Origin of the sequence: Actinacidiphila guanduensis (assembly GCF_900103985.1) — a bacterium.
GTDB classification, from domain to species: Bacteria; Actinomycetota; Actinomycetes; order Streptomycetales; family Streptomycetaceae; genus Actinacidiphila; species Actinacidiphila guanduensis.
Map to the genome: position 1 here is coordinate 182,633 of NZ_FNIE01000004.1, position 16,700 is coordinate 199,332.

The 16,700-nt window shown below is 72.6% G+C and carries 12 protein-coding genes; 5 read left to right on the forward strand and 7 right to left on the reverse strand.

Annotated features, from left to right (window positions below):
• Nucleotides 1–36 precede the first annotated feature (36 nt).
• Together BLR33_RS36055 and BLR33_RS35140 are read left to right on the forward strand one after the other, a co-directional pair.
• On the forward strand, nt 37–732 hold the full coding sequence (locus BLR33_RS36055; protein WP_245771316.1) for an NUDIX hydrolase: 696 nt from the start codon (nt 37–39) through the stop codon (nt 730–732).
• A complete protein-coding gene (locus BLR33_RS35140) occupies nt 714–881 on the forward strand; it encodes a hypothetical protein (protein ID WP_176930211.1) in 168 nt (55 codons plus the stop codon). Before BLR33_RS36055 ends, BLR33_RS35140 begins: the two co-directional genes overlap by 19 nt.
• A gap of 24 nt (nt 882–905) precedes the next feature.
• Here BLR33_RS35140 and BLR33_RS09890 read toward each other — a convergent pair whose 3' ends face one another.
• Together BLR33_RS09890 and BLR33_RS09895 are read right to left on the reverse strand one after the other, a co-directional pair.
• Nucleotides 906–2,354, reverse strand: coding sequence for a nucleobase:cation symporter-2 family protein (locus BLR33_RS09890; RefSeq protein ID WP_245771317.1), 1,449 nt, complete (start codon nt 2,352–2,354; stop codon nt 906–908).
• Nucleotides 2,355–2,585: 231 nt separating this feature from the next.
• On the reverse strand, nt 2,586–3,515 hold the full coding sequence (locus tag BLR33_RS09895) for an AraC family transcriptional regulator (protein ID WP_093783961.1): 930 nt from the start codon (nt 3,513–3,515) through the stop codon (nt 2,586–2,588).
• Nucleotides 3,516–3,597: 82 nt separating this feature from the next.
• Between BLR33_RS09895 and BLR33_RS09900 the strand changes: the two genes are divergently transcribed.
• On the forward strand, nt 3,598–4,422 hold the full coding sequence (locus BLR33_RS09900) for an NAD(P)H-binding protein (protein ID WP_093783962.1): 825 nt from the start codon (nt 3,598–3,600) through the stop codon (nt 4,420–4,422).
• A 216-nt stretch (nt 4,423–4,638) separates the two neighbouring features.
• A complete protein-coding gene (locus BLR33_RS09905) occupies nt 4,639–5,058 on the forward strand; it encodes a GNAT family N-acetyltransferase (protein ID WP_093784280.1) in 420 nt (139 codons plus the stop codon).
• A 121-nt stretch (nt 5,059–5,179) separates the two neighbouring features.
• Here the strand turns inward: BLR33_RS09905 and BLR33_RS09910 are convergent, their stop codons facing one another.
• Nucleotides 5,180–6,061: an SDR family oxidoreductase gene (locus BLR33_RS09910; RefSeq protein WP_093783963.1), complete on the reverse strand. Its 882-nt coding sequence runs from the start codon at nt 6,059–6,061 to the stop codon at nt 5,180–5,182.
• A 163-nt stretch (nt 6,062–6,224) separates the two neighbouring features.
• On the opposite strand from BLR33_RS09910, the gene BLR33_RS09915 reads away from it, so the two are divergent.
• Nucleotides 6,225–6,818, forward strand: a complete 594-nt coding sequence (locus BLR33_RS09915) for a TetR/AcrR family transcriptional regulator (RefSeq protein WP_093784281.1) — start codon at nt 6,225–6,227, stop codon at nt 6,816–6,818.
• A 138-nt stretch (nt 6,819–6,956) separates the two neighbouring features.
• Here BLR33_RS09915 and BLR33_RS09920 read toward each other — a convergent pair whose 3' ends face one another.
• The 4 genes from BLR33_RS09920 to BLR33_RS36705 all read right to left on the reverse strand — a co-directional run bounded on the left by BLR33_RS09920 (nt 6,957) and on the right by BLR33_RS36705 (nt 16,536).
• Nucleotides 6,957–7,859, reverse strand: a complete 903-nt coding sequence (locus BLR33_RS09920) for an NADP-dependent oxidoreductase (RefSeq protein WP_093783964.1) — start codon at nt 7,857–7,859, stop codon at nt 6,957–6,959.
• Nucleotides 7,860–8,085: 226 nt separating this feature from the next.
• On the reverse strand, nt 8,086–8,964 hold the full coding sequence (locus BLR33_RS09925; RefSeq protein ID WP_093783965.1) for a GNAT family N-acetyltransferase: 879 nt from the start codon (nt 8,962–8,964) through the stop codon (nt 8,086–8,088).
• Between the two features lie 461 nt (nt 8,965–9,425).
• Entirely contained in the window at nt 9,426–9,824 is a 399-nt protein-coding gene (locus tag BLR33_RS09935; RefSeq protein ID WP_093783967.1) for a hypothetical protein, read from the reverse strand.
• A gap of 7 nt (nt 9,825–9,831) precedes the next feature.
• Nucleotides 9,832–16,536, reverse strand: a complete 6,705-nt coding sequence (locus BLR33_RS36705; RefSeq protein WP_143031665.1) for an RHS repeat domain-containing protein — start codon at nt 16,534–16,536, stop codon at nt 9,832–9,834.
• Between the last annotated feature and the right edge of the window lie 164 nt (nt 16,537–16,700).

Here is a 16,700-nt window from a genome sequence, read left to right on the forward strand (position 1 = left end):
GCGTGCAGGGCGAACGGGGGACCTGTGAACGGAGCTGTGCGGAGCAGGATTTCGGCGTACGGGATGGCCGCCGAGGCCGAACGGCTGCTGCTGGTGCGGCTGTCGGGGTCCTCGCCGGTCTTCGCGCCCGGCCTGTGGCACCTTCCGGGCGGCGGGATCGATCCCGGTGAGCAGCCCGCGGACGCACTCGTACGGGAGGTGCGCGAGGAGACGGGGCTGAGCCCCGTCTCCGTTCGCCTGCTCGACGCCCGTACGTACACCGCCCGCCGCGGCGGGGCGACGTGGAGCCTGACCGCGCTCTTCTACGCCATGGACCTCGCCGCCGGCACGCTGGTGGCCGAGAGCAACGGCTCCTGCGAGGCGGCCGCTTGGGTGCCGAGGGCGGAGCTGTTCGACGCCGTGCTCTCGCCGCCGGCCGCCCATGCCGTGCGGCTGCTGGACGCGGGCCGGGTGCGGCCGGAACCGATGGCGGGCCGGCGGGGTCCCGGGGCGCGTCTGACAAATCCCGCCTGGGCGGCGGGCCCTGGCACGCACTCTCGCCGCGTTGTCGGTCGTCGGCGCAGCCCGCTGCGCTCTCTCCCCCTGGGCCTTGCGGCCCGGGAGGTACCCCCACCCTCCGCCTTCCGAGAGCACGCACCAGACCCCGCCGCCCCCGCCCTCACGGCGGACGCCGCTATTTGTCAGACACGCCCTCGCAGCCAGGAGGAGGTGCCATGTCGGGACCCGGAGTGAACAGATCGTGGCGGCGGTTCGCGGTGCTGGCCGTCGCAGCCCTGATCCTTGCCGTGCTCGGCGTGCTCGTCGCCCGCGCCTACGACGGGCCGCCCGGGGGCGAGCACTGCGACCCGGGCAACTCCGACCTGGGCGGCATCTGCTCGTAGCCGCACCGGAGTTGGGGGCGCCCGTCAGGATGCCGGTGCCTCGGCCGGTGGCGCCGGGCGCTGTGTGCGGGACGGGGTGTGGTGGAAGAGCAGGTTGAGGGCGAAGGCCGCGATCGTCGCGCTGGTGATGGCGCTGCCGCCGATGATCTGCACCCACGTCGGGAAGGCGTGGTAGAAGGACGGCGCCACGACGGGGAGCATGCCGAGGCCGATGGAGACGGCGACGATCAGCAGGTTGCCCGTGCCGTCGAACTCCACGGTCCGCAGGGTCGCGATGCCGACCGCGGTGACGGTGGCGAACATGACCAGGCCCGCGCCGCCGATGACCGGGCCCGGCAGTGAGGCCACGATCTGGCCGAGTTTGGGGATCAGGGCGAGCGCGAGCAGGATCGCGCCCGCGACGGCGGCGACGTAGCGGCTGCGGACCTTCGTCATGCCGACCAGGCCGACGTTCTGCGCGAAGGCGGTGTCCAGGAAGCCGTTCATGACGCCGCCGAAGATGCCGGAGAGGCCGTCGGCCGCCAGTCCGCGGGCCAGGTCGCCGCGCGAGAGGTCGCGGCCGGTCATCTCCGCGACGGCGAGCATGTCGGCGGTGGACTCGGTGTACGTGACGAGCATGACCACGCACATGGAGATCACTGCGGCGACGGGGAAGTGCGGGGCGCCGAAGTGGAAGGGCGAGGCGAGGCCGAACCAGTCGGCGCCGCCGACGGAGGAGAAGTCGGTGAGCCCCATCGGCACGGCGACCAGCGTGCCGGCCACCAGGCCGATCAGCACACCGAGTTGGGCGAGGAAGCCCCGGGTGAGGCGCTGCACGAGGACGATGAGCAGCACGATGCCGCCGGCCAGCGCGAGGTGGCTGGGCCGGGCGTAGTCCTTGGCGGCGGGGTCCTGCCCGGCGATGAGGCCGGCGGCCACGCCGATCAGCGAGAGCCCGATGACGGTGATGACGGTGCCGCTGACCAGCGGCGGGAAGAAGCGCACCGCGCGGGCGAAGGGCACCGCGACGAGCAGCCCGAAGACGCCCGCGGCGATCATGGCGCCGTAGACGGCCTGGATGCCGTAGTCGCCGGCGATGAGGATCATCGGGCTGACCGCGGTGAAGGTGGCGCCGGCGACGACCGGCAGCCGCACACCGGCCACCTTGCCCAGGCCCAAGGCCTGCAGGAGCGTGATGAGGCCGGCGACGAGGAGGTCGGCGTTGATCAGCAGGCCGATGGTGGAGGTGTCGAGCTTGGCCGCGGAGCCGAAGACGAGGGGGACGGTGACGCAGCCGGTGTACATCACCAGGACGTGCTGGAGGCCGAGCAGTCCGAGGCGGGTGGGGGGAAGGAGTTGGTCGACGGGGTGGCGGGCGGGGGCCGCCGGGTCCGGTGCCGGTTCGGGTACGGCCTTGGTCGCGGCTTCTTCTGCCTCCTCAGGTGCGGGAGTTGACGGCTGCGCGGGCATGGCGGGGCCAGGGGGCTGGGACACGGCGGCCTCCGGAAGGTCGGGCGCGGACGCGAGGTCGGGAACGGGGATCAACAATCTGTTGACGCCGTTTCGCGCGCATGTCCCGGGCAGCACAGCGGTGTTGCTTCTCCGACGTCCGCCCGCGCAAGGCCCGGAATCCCGTGGCCGCGCGCGGCCGCCCTGCCGAACTCCCCGCTCACGGGAGCCGGTTGGCCAACTCCGTGTGCACGAGGGCCGTTGAGGGGTGGCCGTTTACGCCGTCGGGTCCTGTGCCCTGTCCCCCGCGGCCGCCGTACGCTGCTCGGCCCGCCACCGCCCGGGCGCCAGCCCGTGCGCGCGGCGGAAGGCGGTGGCGAAGGCGAACTCGTTCGTGTAGCCGACGCTCGTGGCGACCGTGGACACCGTGGCGTCCGTACGCAGCAGCGCGTCCTCGGCCAGGCCCATCCGCAGGTCGGTGAGGTAGGCGCCGGGACTCCGGCCGACGACCGTCTTGAAGGCGGCGGCGAAGGCGGCCCGGGACATCGCCGCGGTCTGCGCCATCGCCTCCAGCGTCCACCGGTCGGCGGGCCGGCGGTGGACGGCCTCGATCACGCGGGCGAGGCCGGGGTGGGCCAGGGCCCGGTACCAGCCGGGGGCCCGCCCTTCGTCCTGCTGCCACCGGGCGCGCAGGGCGTAGACGAGGTTGAGGTCGAGGAGCCGGTCGAGCAGGACCTGCTGCCCGGCGCCGCTGCCGCCGGCCTCCGCGGCGAGCAGGGCGATGGCGTCGCGGTGCAGGGGGTGCTGCGCCGCTGACGGGATGCGGGTGAACTGGGGCAGCGCGGTCAGCAGGCTCCTGCCCACGCTGCCCTCCACGACGTAGGACCCGCACAGCACGCGCACCGCCGGCCCCTGGCTGTCGTCGCTGCCGCGGCGGCGGGCGTCGCCGATCGTCTCGGCCGGCGCGCCGACCTCGCTGACCAGCCGGTACGGGTCTCCGGCCGTGGCGAGCACCAGGTCGCCCGCGGCGAGCGGGAAGGGCTCGGCCCGGGCCGGGCTCAGCCAGCCGGGGCCGTCGAAGAGGATGTGCGCGGTCAGCGGGCGGCGGCCGGAGAACTCCAGGCCCCAGGGGGCGGTCCGGCGCAGCGTGGAGAAGACGGCGCCGCGGGCCCGGGCGCGGGCGAGTTGGTCACTGAGGACGTCCACCTCTCCCAGGCTAGACGATCACGAATGTTCTCCGGCAGATCGCCTATCCATCGTCCCTCGCCCTGCTCTTAGCGTGGGATGTATGACACGTTTCGTTGTTCTCGGTGGGAGCGGCAAAGTCGGGCGCCGTCTGGTGGCCGCGCTGGCGGAGTACGGGCACGAAGGGGTGGCCGCGAGCCGCGGTTCGTCGGTGCGGTTCGACTGGCAGGACACCTCGACCTGGGAGCCCGCGCTCGCAGGTGCGAAGGGGGTGTTCGTCGTGGGGCCGGGCTCCGCGCGGGACTGGAGCGGGGCGCTCACCGGCTTCCTCGGCACCGCCGCGACGGCCGGAGTGGAGCACGCGGTCCTGCTGTCGGCGCGCGGGGTGGAGTTCCTGCCGGGCGGCGCGGTCGACCTCGCCGAGCGGGCGCTGGCGGCGGGGCCCGTGCCGTGGACGGTGCTGCGGCCCGCGCACTTCGCGCAGAACTTCACCGAGGCGATGTTCGCCCCCGTCGACGGCCTGGTCACCGCCCCGGTGGGCACCGGCGCCGAGCCCTTCGTGGACGTCCTCGATGTCGCCGAGGTGGCCGCCCGCGTCCTGTCCGCGACGTCCTTCACCGGCGAGCACCTCGCCCTGTCCGGCCCCACCGCCCTGACCTTCGCCGAGGCCGCCGCCGTCCTCTCCTCGGCCTCGGGCCGCCGTATCCGCTTCGTCCCGCAGTCCCCGGCGGACCACGAGGCCGCCCTGCGTGCGGCGGGCACCCCCGAGGGCTACATCCGGTGGCGGATGGCCATGTTGGACGGCATCCGCTCCGGTGCGGACGCCTATCTGTCCGACGGAGTGGCCCGCGTCCTCTCCCGCCCGCCCACGTCCTTCGATTCATGGGCCGCCCGCGAAGTCCCCACGGCCCCATGGGCAGGTGAATAGCCGAGGCTGCGGTCATCGCGAGCCGACCTCGCCCGCAGTGGGCCGGCCGCAAGCTGTCGCGGCCCGACTGCCGAGCGCGGGCGGGACCGCCTGTGCGGAAACGCCGTCGCCCACTGTTCCGGGCCGCCCGCCGGGTGCGAAGATCGCAGGACTCACACCGGAACGGGGGCGTACGTGGACGTGGTGGTCAGGCCCGCACGGGCCGCCGAAGCCGGGATGCTCAGCGAGCTGGCGCTTCGGTCCAAGGGGCATTGGGGCTACGGCGCCGACTTCCTGGAAGCGTGTCGCGACGAGCTCACCGTTGCCCCGCACGAGGTCGCACGCCGACGGGCCATGGTGGCCGACAGGGACGGCCGCGTCCTCGGCTTCACCACGCTGGAGGGCGAGCCGCCCAGCGGTGTGCTGGGCATGATGTTCGTCGAGCCGGACGCCATCGGCCAGGGGATCGGCCGCCTGCTGTTCGAACGCACCGTCGCCGCTGGACGGGACCTGGGGTTCACCCGCCTCACGATCGACGCGGACCCGAACGCCGAGCCCTTCTACCGCGCGATGGGTGCCGTCCGGGTGGGCAGCGTCCCCTCGGGCTCCATCGCCGGCAGGGTGCTGCCGCAGATGGTCGTCCCCCTCACGCGCTGACACGGCACCCGCCTGGACAGCGCGCCCGGAGCCCGAGCGCGGCCGGGTTGCCGCCGGCGACGGCCTCGCCGCACCGGCTCCGACCCTGCCGGTTGGGCAGAGCCGGCAGGGTCGGAGCCGGTCAGCGGAAGTAGTGGCCCTGTTCGATGTCCTCGATGAGGCCGGGGTGGGTCGGCTTCCAGCCCATGAGTTCCTGGGTGAGGGCGCTGGAGGCGGGCATGTCCGTGCCGAGCAGGTGGACGAGCATGCCCTCGAACTCCGCGGCGGGCAGGGACCGCGCGGGCAGGCCGAGCTGCTTGCCGATCGCCTCGGCGATCTCGCGGACGGGCACGCCCTCGTCGCCGACGGCGTTGAGCACCGCGCCGGCGGGCGCCTGCTCGACCGCCAGCCGGTAGAGGGCGGCGGCGTCCTTCACATGGACGGCGGGCCAGCGGCTCGCCCCGTCGCCGATGTAGCCGCAGACGCCCTTGGCCCGGGCCCTGGCGATCAACTGCGGGACGAAGCCGTGCCGTTCACCTTCGCCGTGCACCGAGCGGGGCAGCATGACCAGGCAGGCGCGCACCCCTGCGTCGGCCGCGGCGAGGGCGGCGCGCATGTTGGTGATGCGGGCGGCGATCGGCCCGGCGGCGATGAGTTCGTCGCGCTCGGTCGCGGGACGGCCGGGCCTGACGAGGGTGCCGCCGGAGACGACCAGGGGCTTGCCCGAGCCGGCCAGGGCGGCGGTGAACGCCTCGATCGCGCCGGCGTCGGCCCGTGTCGCGGCCTCGCTCGTGCTGGGCACGAGGAAGGCGAGGTGGATGACGCCGTCGCTGTCGAGGGCGCCGGCGCGCAGGACGCCGGTGTCGGTCAGGTCGCCGCGCAGCACCTCGGCGCCGAGGGCGGCAACGGTTTCGGCGGCGGCGTCCGAGCGGGCCAGGCCCAGGACCTGGTGGCCGGCGGCCAGGAGCTCGGGAACGACCGCCGAGCCGATCCAGCCGGAGGCACCGGTGACGAAGATGCGCATGAAAGATCTCCTTGGTCGGGCGTGGAGTGCGAGAAACGCGCGGCACAGGCCGCGGCCGGGACAGCGATGCGACCCGGTCGCATCAAGCTAACACAGTTATGCGACGGCGTCGCATCACCCGTCGCGGATGATGCGACCCGGTCGCCTCGCCTATGCTGTGGCCGTGAGCAGATGGGCACCGGACGCGCGGGAACGCCTGGAGAGCGCCGCCTTGGACCTGTTCGTGGAGAACGGGTACGAGGCGACGACCGTCGCGCAGATCGCGGAGCGCGCCGGCCTCAACCGGGCCACGTTCTTCCGGCACTTCGCCGACAAGCGGGAGGTGCTGTTCGGCGGCGAGGACGTGCTCGCCGGCCTCTTCGGCGACGCCGTCCGGGACGCCCCGGCGCAGGCGACGCCCACCGAGTGCCTGCGGGCCGCGTTCGCGGCGGCCGACGCCGTGATGACCCCGGCGCAGCGGGCGAAGGCCGCCAAGCGCGTCCAGGTGCTGGCGGCGAACTCGGAGGTCCAGGAGCGGGGTCTGCTCAAGCACGCCAGGATCGCCGCGGCGATCAGCGCCGCCCTGCGCGCACGGGGGACCGACGAGCTGACCGCCCGGCTGGGCGCGGAAGTGGCGATGCTCGCCTTCCGGGTCGCCGTGGAGCGCTGGATGAGGGCACGGGAGGACGAGCCGTTCGGGCTCCATGCCGCGGCGGCCCTGGACGAGGTGCAGACGCGCGCGGCCGAACTCGCCCCGGGGGCGCGCCTGCGGGCCTGACCCGCCAGGCGATCACCACCCGCCGCGATCACCCTGCGGCGCGCCGTTGCGGGGCGGCTCCGGCCGGGCACCCTGACTCGCCCCGCCCGAACGATGCCGCCGGCCCGGCCGCGAACCGCGCGCTTCGTCGAGGGGCCCTCAGCCGACGACCAGGACGAGCTTGCCGCGCGCATGGCCGTTCTCGCCGAAGCGGTGGGCCGCGGCGATCCCGGCGAGCGGGAAGGTCCGTACCACCGGGAGCGCGAAGCGGCCGGAGGCGATCAACTCGCCGATCCCGCTCAGCGCGTGCAGCGCGCGGCCGGTGTCGCCCCGGCTGAAGGTCACCCCGTAGCGCTCGGCGCCGGCAAAGTCGGCAAGGGTGACCACATGGTCGGCGCCGCCGGCGAGTGCGATGAGTTCGGGCAGGACGCCGCTGCCGGCGACGTCGAGCGCGCGGTCGGCACCGTCCGGTGCGAGGGCCCGCACCCGCTCGGCCATACCGGCCCCGTACGCGACGGGCTCGGCCCCCAGCGAGCGCAGGTACGCGTGGTTGACGGGGCTCGCGGTGCCGATGACGCGCGCGCCGCGCACCACGGCGAGCTGGACCGCGGCACTGCCGACACTCCCGGAAGCCCCGTTGACCAGCAGCGTGTCACCGCTGCCGACGCCGAGCCGGTCGAGCGCGCGGGTGGCCGTCTCCACAGCCGCCGGCAGGGCCGCGGCCCGGGCGAAGTCCAGAGACGGCGGGATCGGGGCGTAGAAGGAGAGCACCGCGAGTTCGGCCTGGGCCGCCCCGTCGGCGGACAGGCCGAACACGCGGTCGCCGACGACCGCGTCGGTGACGCCCGCGCCGACCTCGTCCACGACGCCGGCCGCCTCGTACCCGAGGGTCTGCGGCAGCCCCTCGTCCATCAGGCCCGCGCGCTTCCTCCAGTCGCTCGCGTTGACCCCCGCCGCCCGTACCGCGATCCGCACCTGCCCGGGACCGGGGTGCGGATCGGCGAGTTCCACGATCTCCAGGACCTCCGGCCCACCGAACCTGCTGAAGCAAGCTGCCTTCACCTGTGGGCTCCGTTCCTCGTCGCGGCTCCGCCTACGCACTGACGAACAGCATACCGAAGAACACGAACACCGTTCGCCGATGCACGAACACCGTACGCCCCACGCACGGTCTCGCGCTCTCCCGCGGCTGGGGCCGGCGCCCCCGGACAGAACACCTCGGGTGTGTATCGAAAGCGCGGACGGGCCGGGTGGGGTGATGCCCCCGGTCCGGCCCGTCCGCTCTCTGCTAAAGGTCGAGCTGATGCTGGTGTGTCGTGTGCGTGGGCGTGTAGCCGAGACCGTCGTTGATCCGTCGCATGTGCACGTTGCTGTCGGCGGTGTCGGTCAGGAGGCCACCGAGGTCCGGATAGTCCCTACGGGCCTGTCTGATCGACTCGGCCTTCATCCATCGGCCGAGGCCGTGTCCCCGGTGCTCGGGCAGCACACCGGTACCGTAGTGCTGGCCGTCACCTGCGCCGTCACCGGGGATGACGAGTTCGGTGAACCCGGCGATCGAGCCATTGGTGACGTCGATGGCGACGACGGTGTGCAAATGGTCGCCGCGCTGTTCGACGGCCTTCGCCGCGGCCCGCACGCGGTCCACGTCCCAGCTCGCGGTGCCGTAGTCGGTGTCGTCCATGGGCATGTCGTCCATGGCGCGGCGTGAGGCGGCGAACGTCCGGGCGAGGTCGTCGGGGACGGTTCCCCGCCATGACATCAGCCGGTAGCCGGGATGCGGACGCTCGATGATCTCGGCGAGGACGGCGGTATCCACGTCAGCCAGTGGCAAGCGGGTGAACCTCAGGGTGAGGACCTTCCGGAAACCGCGTGCTGCCAGGAAGTGGTCGCCGGGCGATCCGGCTTCTGCCTGCGCGACAACGCAGCGTCGGGCATTGTCCCGGGCGGTGGCCACGGCGGCGTCGAGGAGCCGGGAGCCGATGCCCTTGCGGCGCTCCGCGGGATGAACACGGAGGTCGAGTTCGGCCAGGTGCTCTTGTCCGCCATCGAACAGGCGCAGAAAGGCCGTCCCGGCGGGGATGGAATCCGCGTCCGATGCCAGCCAGGCAAGGCGCCGGCCGTGCGCCCTGTGAGCGGGGTCGGTCAGTGGGGTGATGCGAAGGAACAAGATGTCTCCGTCGTGAGGAGGTGGCGAAGGTCAGTACGCGAGCTCAACACCTGGGCACTCCTGCGCATGTGCTCCACACCTCCTCGTCGACAGCGCCGACCTGCACCGATGCAGGCGGCTGGGTGAACCTAGCCGGCCGATTGGCGCCTGGGCAACGGATTATCGAAGAGGCGGTGCGCGCGCGTGGCCACGGCCACTCGTTGCCGGCTGCGACGAGGACGGTCGCCTCATGGCGGACCGCGAGCTTGCGGTATCTCGTGGCCACGGCGCGATGCCTTTCACCACGATCGGCATGGGCTTCGCCCCTGCTCAACGGTTGCAGCGTCGTGGTGTACCCCCGCCGCGCCAAGGCCCCGCCCGTGATCACCGGGCTCGGACCCGGTGCCAGGGACTGGAGCCGGGTGACGACCCGGTGCCAGGACTTGAAGGTCTCCGAGCGGTGGGGCTCCTGACCCGGAGGACTAGCGGCGGCGCGGCCCCACCGTCCCCGGCTGCTGCCGCATGTGGGGCGGGACCAGGAAGCGGGGGCGGTTGAACCAGATGATCGCGAACATCAGGGCCACGCTGAGCAGGACCAGGACGATGAGGACGGCGAGCAGGACGGCGGCCCACAGGGGGGTGGAGGAGGCGCCGGACGGGGTCGCCAGGACCGCGACCCCGGTCCCGCAGAGCAGGTAGAAGAAGGCCGAGGCGACGGCGAAGGCCCGCTCCATACCGGTCTTGAACTCGTCGGGCAGCGGCACCAGGCGCATCCGGTACGCGTAGGAGAACCGCTCCCGCCAGCTGCGCCGGGCGAGCCGGAGGAAGACGGTCCCCATCACCGCGAATGCCGCGGTGCCGAGCAGGTCGACGACGTTCATCAGCGCCTTACCAGTGGAAGAGGTGGGACACCGTGTCGATGCCCTTGTTGAGGAGGTCGTCGCCGACGTAGGCGGCGCCCGCGCCGATCAGCGCCCCGGCCACGACGCCCACCGGTCCGGCCCATACGCCCAGTTCCGCCCCTGTCTCGCCGCCGACCAACATACCGCCCATCGTTCCGCCGAACAGACCGGCACCGGCGTTGACCCCGGAGTCCCCGACGCCGACCGCCGCGGTGCGGAAGGCGTCGTGCGAGGAGTTCCACTCGCCGTAGGCCGACACGCCGCCGCCCAGCAGGGACAGCCCGTAGCCGCCCGTCTTCACGTACTTGCCCGCGCTGGACAGGCCCTGGCTCTTCTGCAGGGTGCTCGCGGCGAGCCGGTCGGCCGCCTCCTGGCTCATGTTCTTCATCAGCCCGCTGTCGGGCGGCGGTTGGGAGGCGGCACGGTACAGCGGGGACAGCAGCGGTCCCTTGGCGGCTCCGCGGGCGGCCGGCACCAGCGAGACGCCCACGCTGCTGGCGATGTCGGTGACGTTGGCGATGGTGCAGCCGGGCCCGGTGCAGTAGGGCGACAGGTACCAGGGGACGGTGCCGTTCTGCGCTGCGGGCGAGGTCAGGTGCGAGCTGTGGGTGCCGCACGGGTCGATGAGGACGTAGTCGCAGCCGTTGCCCGGTGCCGCGGCGGGCGGGGCGAAGGGCCCGTACGGGGTGGAGCCCACACCGCCGTTGCTGTTGATGGGGTAGCTCCCGCCGCCACCGCCGCCACTGTTTCCGCCGCCTCCGCCCCCTCCGCCACCGCCGCTGCCGCCGCTGTGCCCGCCGCCCTCCTGCTGCCGGATGCACTGCTCGACCTCCGCGGTGGAGCCGTTGCACCCGGTGTCCGGGTCGTACAGCCGCTTGCCGGTCGGGTCGCTGTTGGTGACCGGGTTGTCGCCGGCGTAGCCGTAGCCGTTGAGCTCCTGCGGGCTCGTGGCCTCGAAGAGCGGGTCCAGGCTGATGAACCGCCCGGTCGCGGGGTCGTACTGGCGCGCGCCTACGATCGTCAGCCCGGTGTCGGCGTCGGTGGGCTTGTCGAGGAACCCGCGGTTGTCCACCCAGCCGGTCGTGGTGCCGCGTGGTGCGCCGTAGGGCGTGAGCAGCCGCCACTGCGGGTGCTGGAACGTCGAGTCGAGGTAGAAGCCGTTCGTGCCGTGCTGGTCGGCGAACTCGTAGCCGTAGGAGGCGGAGCCGCCGCCTGTGCTGCCGGTGCGCACCGCCGTGCCGCCGCCGGGCAGCTGGTAGTAGCGGGTGCCGGAGACAGTGCCGGTCCCGGTGTCCAGGGTGAGCTGCTCGCCGGGCAGGTAGAGCGTGGTGGCGCCCGGGTCCTGCTCCAGCAGGACACTGCCGTCGGCGTCGTGGACGAAGTGGCTGTCGCCCTTGGTGCCACCGGTGATGCCGGTGAGCTGCTGGGCGTCGTTCCAGGTGAGCGTCTGGGTGCCGGTGCCCGGCGCCGTGCGGGTCGTCATGTCGCCGTCGGCGTCGTAGCCGTAGGAGGTGGCGCCGGTGGGCGCGCCGCTGGTGGAGGTCAGGGTGTGCGGCTGGCCGCCGCCGTTGCCGTCGTAGGCGTAGCCGGTGGTGGTGTCGGCGCCGCCGGTGGTGGAGTGGTCGGTCTCGCCCATGCGGTTGCCGAGCGCGTCCAGGCTCCACTGGGTCCAGTAGGCGCCGGAGGGGTCGGCGTTGTCGCCGACGGTGGCGCTGGCCCCCGGGGTCGGAGTGGCGGAGCAGGAGTCGGTGGCGGTCCAGGCCTGGGTGAGCCGGTCGAGGCCGTCGAACTGGTAGCACTGCGTCTCGGCGCTGCTCGGCGAGGCCATCCGGGTGTCGGACTGCTGGGTGATGTTGCCCGACAGGTCGTAGGTGTAGTGCGTCTCGTCCACGGCGGAGGGCGTGCCGACGGTCCGGGTGACGAGCTGGTCGGTGGCCTTGCCGGTGTGCGGGTCGTAGGTCTGGGTGACGGCCGCGGTGCTGGTCCCGGTGCCCAGCGTCTCCTGTGTGGCGCGGCTGAAGGCGTCGTAGGAGGTGGACGCGGCGTAGGTGTTGAGGCCGCCGATGGCGCTGGGCAGGTCGAGGGCGCCGGTGTAGCCGTGCGAGACGGTCTCGGCGCCCAGGCCGCCGGCGGCCTGGAAGGTGCTCTTGGCGGGCAGCCCGGCGGTGGTGCTGTAAGTGTCGGAGAAGCTGTACGTCCCGGCGAGCGCGCCGGTCGCCGCCGAGGCCGGCACGGTGACCGTCTCGCCGAGGGATTCACCGAAGACGTTGAAGCCCTTGGCCTGCGTGGTGTAGGCCTGCCCGCCGGAGTACGCGGTCTGCGTGGTGACCTCGCCGACCGGGTCGCTCATGCCGGGCACGGCGCCATCGGAGTTGTCGTACACCCAGGCGGCGATCTCGTTGCCGGTTACGCCGGGCACCTGATGGTCGGTGTCGGAGTCGAAGCTGCCGGTCTTGCGGCCGAGGGCGTCGTAGCTGTAGCTGACGGTGTCGCCGCGGGCGTCGGTGGTCTGGCTGATGTTGCCGGCCCGGTCGTAGCGCAGGTGGGTGGTGCCGGCGTCGGGGTCCTGCTTGGTGGTGATCTGCCCGAGCAGGTCGTAGGTGTTGGTCCAGGTGGAGCCGCCGGTGGTGGTGGCGGACTGGTTGCCGTGGCCGTCGAAGCCGTAGACGGTGGCCTGCCGGGTGCCGCCGGTGAGGTAGGAGACGCCGTCGAAGGGGTCGGCGGCCGGGTGCAGGGTGGGCGCGGCGGTGTACTCGTCGAGTTCGGCGGTGCGGCCGAGCGGGTCGGTGACGGTGGCCTCAGTGATGCCGCCGGCCGGCGGGATGGTGGTGGTGCGGTCGCCGTTGTAGACGGTGCGGGTAGCGGAGACGGGCTGGTTGTCCTTCTCGGACTGGTCCAGGACGGTGCGGCCGAGGCCGTCGTAGGAGAAGTAGTCCTGGTTGGGGACCTCGTCCTTCAGGTCGGCGGCCGAGGCGAGGGTGGTGCCGGGGCCGGTCGCGGGGTCCCACCAGCCGTTGTAGGTGGCGTACTTCCAGCCGCGGGTGTCGTAGAAGGTGTCGGTGACCAGGCGGCCGCCCTGCGGGGTCGCGGTCTGGGTCTGCCGGGTGCGCAGCAGGGCGTCGTAGATCGTGGTGGAGGCGGTGTAGCCGGAGGCGTCGTTGAGCTTCTCGGTGGTCACCGCGGTGTCGCCGGTGTTGGAGACGGTGTAGGCGTAGGTGTCGTCGGCGGGCAGGGTGGTGGCCCGCGAGTGGTTCCACACGGCGGTGGTGCGGCCCAGCGTGTCGTACTGGACGGTGGTGACCACGCCGTTGGCGTCGGTGGCGGTGCGGGTCAGGCCGCGGGCGGGGTCCAGGGTGGTGGCGGAGCTCTGGCCGAGGGGGTTGGTGGTGGTCGTCGCGGTGGGCACGCCAACGCTGTTGTCGGTGTAGACGGTGCCGGTCTTGTTGCCCGCCGCGTCGTAGGAGGCGGTGGCGCGGCCGCGCGCGTCGTAGACGGCGGCCTTGGTGGTCTGCCAGGTGAAGGCGCCGCCGGTGTAGTCCGAGGCGGTCTGCTGGACGGAGACCTCGCCGGTGGTGGGGGCGGTGGTCTGCGGGAAGGCGGGGGTGGCCGGCTGCGGCCAGGTGGTGGCGAGCGCGGCGTCGTCGTAGAAGGTGCGGGTCGCGGAGACCACCTGCGCGGGGCGGTCCACGTCGGTGGGCGCGGTCAGGGAGTTGAGGGCGGCGGGGACGCTGGGGGTGGCGCCCTCGGTGAAGCCGCCGCAGGCGACGGAGTCCTTCTCGGTGCTCGCGGTGAGCCCGGCGAGGTTCTCGGCGGTGTTCACCGGGGCGTAGGTGGTGCGGGTGCAGGTGTCGTAGGCGGGGCTGACCGGGACGGTGTGGGTGTACACGGTGGTGGCCAGGCCGAAGTCGGGGTCGGTGACGCCGGTGTCGTAGGTGGTGTCGGTCTCGGTGTCCTGCCAGGTCGTGGTGCCACCGTCGGTGACGGCCTGGCGGGTGAAGGTCTCGGCGGGCTGGACCATGGTGGCCACGAGATCGGGCAGTCCGGTGCGGTCGCGGGTCGCGGTGGGCGCGGAGATCCAGTACGAGGTGATGGTGGAGTGGTCGACAGGACCGCCGTCGCCGAGGCGGGCGGTGGACTCCAGTGTCTCGCCCTGGAGTTGGTCGGCGTCCTCGTGCTTGCCGCCCTGGGAGTCGGTGAGGGTGACGTCGGTGGAGTCGTTGTCGTCCGACATCCCCTGGTAGTACGTCGTCTCGTCGAGGGTCTGCGGGTCGTTGACGCCGTCGCCGGTGCGGGTCTGCACGTCCTGGAAGCCGCGGAACTGGCCGTAGGTGCGGTACTTGGCCTTCACGACCTCGTCGTCGTCGAAGTGCCAGGCGGGGTGCGCGTAGTGGTAGGAGGTGGCCTCGATCGGGGCACCGCCGGTGGGGTCGGTCTGGGTGACCTTCTCCACGTCGTACTTGTTGAACCAGTCCAGGATCGGGGCGCTGTAGCCCTGGGGGGTCCAGTACACCGGGTAGCAGGAGGAGGTGTTGGCCGAGGGGGTGACGGTGACCGGGGCGGAGCAGGCGGCGGTCCTGCCGTACTGCACGCCGATCACCGAGCCGGTCTCGGTGGTCACGGTGCCGATCCGGTACCGGTAGAGCGGCGGGAGGCCGTCGGTGACGGTGTCCACCCGGTTCTGCAGGTCCTGCATGCCGAACTGCACGGGCGGCAGCGCCTTCGCGGTGCTCGGTCCGCCGCCGCCGGTGTCCTGGCCGGTGTGGGTGATCGAGGACAGCCACAAGGTGGCGTTGCCGTCGCCGGAGACCGGCAGGGTCTGACTCAGCGCCCAGGAGTCGACGGGCGCGAGCGCGGAGGTGGCAGTGGAGTACTGGAGGGTGGCGATGGTGGTCAGACGCACCGTGGAGAAGAACGAGGGGGCGTGGGCGGTGCAGGTGGCGCCGGAGGCGCACACCAGGTCGTAGGGCACGTCGGGCCAGTTGGCCTTCGTGCTGCTGCCGAGCGGGTCGCAGGTGCCGGTCGTGCAGCGGTCGCCGGTGGTGAACTGGACGCGGTCGGGCACGGTGCCGTAGGCGCCGGGATCGGTGAACCCGTAGTCGATGTGGTCGAGGTGGGAGTCGCGGATGTAGGCGACGTTGTGCGCGCCCTTGTCCTCGCCGTAGTAGTTGGTGTTCTGCTTGTAGTAGTACGCCATCGCGTCGCCATGGACATCGGTGACGTAGTCGAGGTTCCAGCGGTAGGCCATGTCGCAGACGGACGAGGTGAATCCGGCGGAGTCGTAGCAGGGGTCGCCGGAGTGCGCGGAGTAGACCGGCATCCAGTCCACCGAGTCGGTGGTGGGCTTGCCCGCCGACCAGCCGGGCAGTTCGTTGCGGCCGAAGGTGTAGGCGGTGCCGTCCTGTTCGGTCACCGTCCAGTAGTCGGTGTTGTACGTGCCCTGGCCGAGGCCGGAGCCGGTGACGTGCTTGACGACCTCGCCGTTGTCGTCCTGCGGCTTCCACACCTTCTTGGCCGCGTCCCACACCAGCGAGGAGGACGAGCCGTTGAGCGAGATGGTCAGCACCGGGCCGTCGTAGCACTCGTCGGGGGTCGAGACCGGCGAGGCGGTGCCCTCCGGGCTGTCGCTGCAGGAGGTGAAGCTCTGCTCGATGTAGGACTGCGGCGTGTTCCAGCCGTCGCCCACCCAGGACGACTGCGCCTGTGTGGCGGAGGTCTGGCCGTCCACCGAGCCGGAGTCGTAGCTCAGTTCGGCCTTGGGCACGAGGCTGGAGGCGGCCGGCGGTGTGGTGAGCGGATAGGTGTAGGTGAAGGAGCCGGAGGAGCCGCCGCTGGACCAGGAGCCGGACGGCTTGAGCGTGGTGGCCCCGTAGGTGCCGGACGGGCCGCCGCCGTCGCCCTCCCCGGTGCCGGAGACGGCGGCCAGGACGAGGGGGCTCGCGTGTGACGTGGCGTCAACTGCACCCGTCAGCGCGATGGTTGCCGAAAGCGCCTTGCCCGCCGTGTCGTTGCGGGAGTCGAGCGGCTTCTGGGTGCGGCAGGCGGCGAGCTGCGGCGTGGTCAGGGCGCAGGCCGGGAGTTGTACGAGGTGCAGGCGGGAGCCGTAATCGCCGCCGTACGCCTGGGCGAACGAGGAGTAGTCGAGGCCGACTCGGGCCGTGCCATGGCCGGCGCCGACGGGGGTGACCGTGAACAGGACGTCCACGCCGGCGCGGGTGGCGGCGGTGCGGGTGCGCATCGCGACGTCGGCGCTCGCCGGGCCGGCGTAGGCGGCGTGCTTCGGCGTGGCGGCGCGAAGCGTGACGGGCACGGCGGTGGTGGCGGGCGGCGCCGAACGGCCCGGCGCCTTCGGGGAAGTCCCGCCGGCTGCGGCCGAACTCCCCGAGGACGTCGCCGAGTCGGCCACCGGCACCCGCGCTGTCCCCACCGCCGGGAAGTGCGTCCTCGTCGCCCGGTAGGGCGTGCCCTTCGTGTTCCTCGCCGGGGCGATGTGCGGCACCACGGACGTGACATGCCTGACCGACGGCGCCCGCGGCGCCGGGGGCGCCGCGGTGTGCGCCTGCTGCACGGCGGCCGCCGAGGCGGTCTCCGCGTAGGCAGCACCCCCTGTGCAGAAGGCCATCACGGCCAGCAGGACGACCAGCCAGCGCGACCGCGCACGGCGCAGCGCGCGCACTTCCCCACCCCACGACATCAACTGGACTCCCCCATAGCCAACACAAAGCGGCCGAACACAGAAGTGACGCAAGAAGTGCACCGCATGCCCACGAGGGCAGCGATGAGCAAGATTTCACGAGTGCGGCAGCGGCGGCCACTCGGGGAATGGCAAAAAGCTGGCAACGTCCCCGCCCGAATACC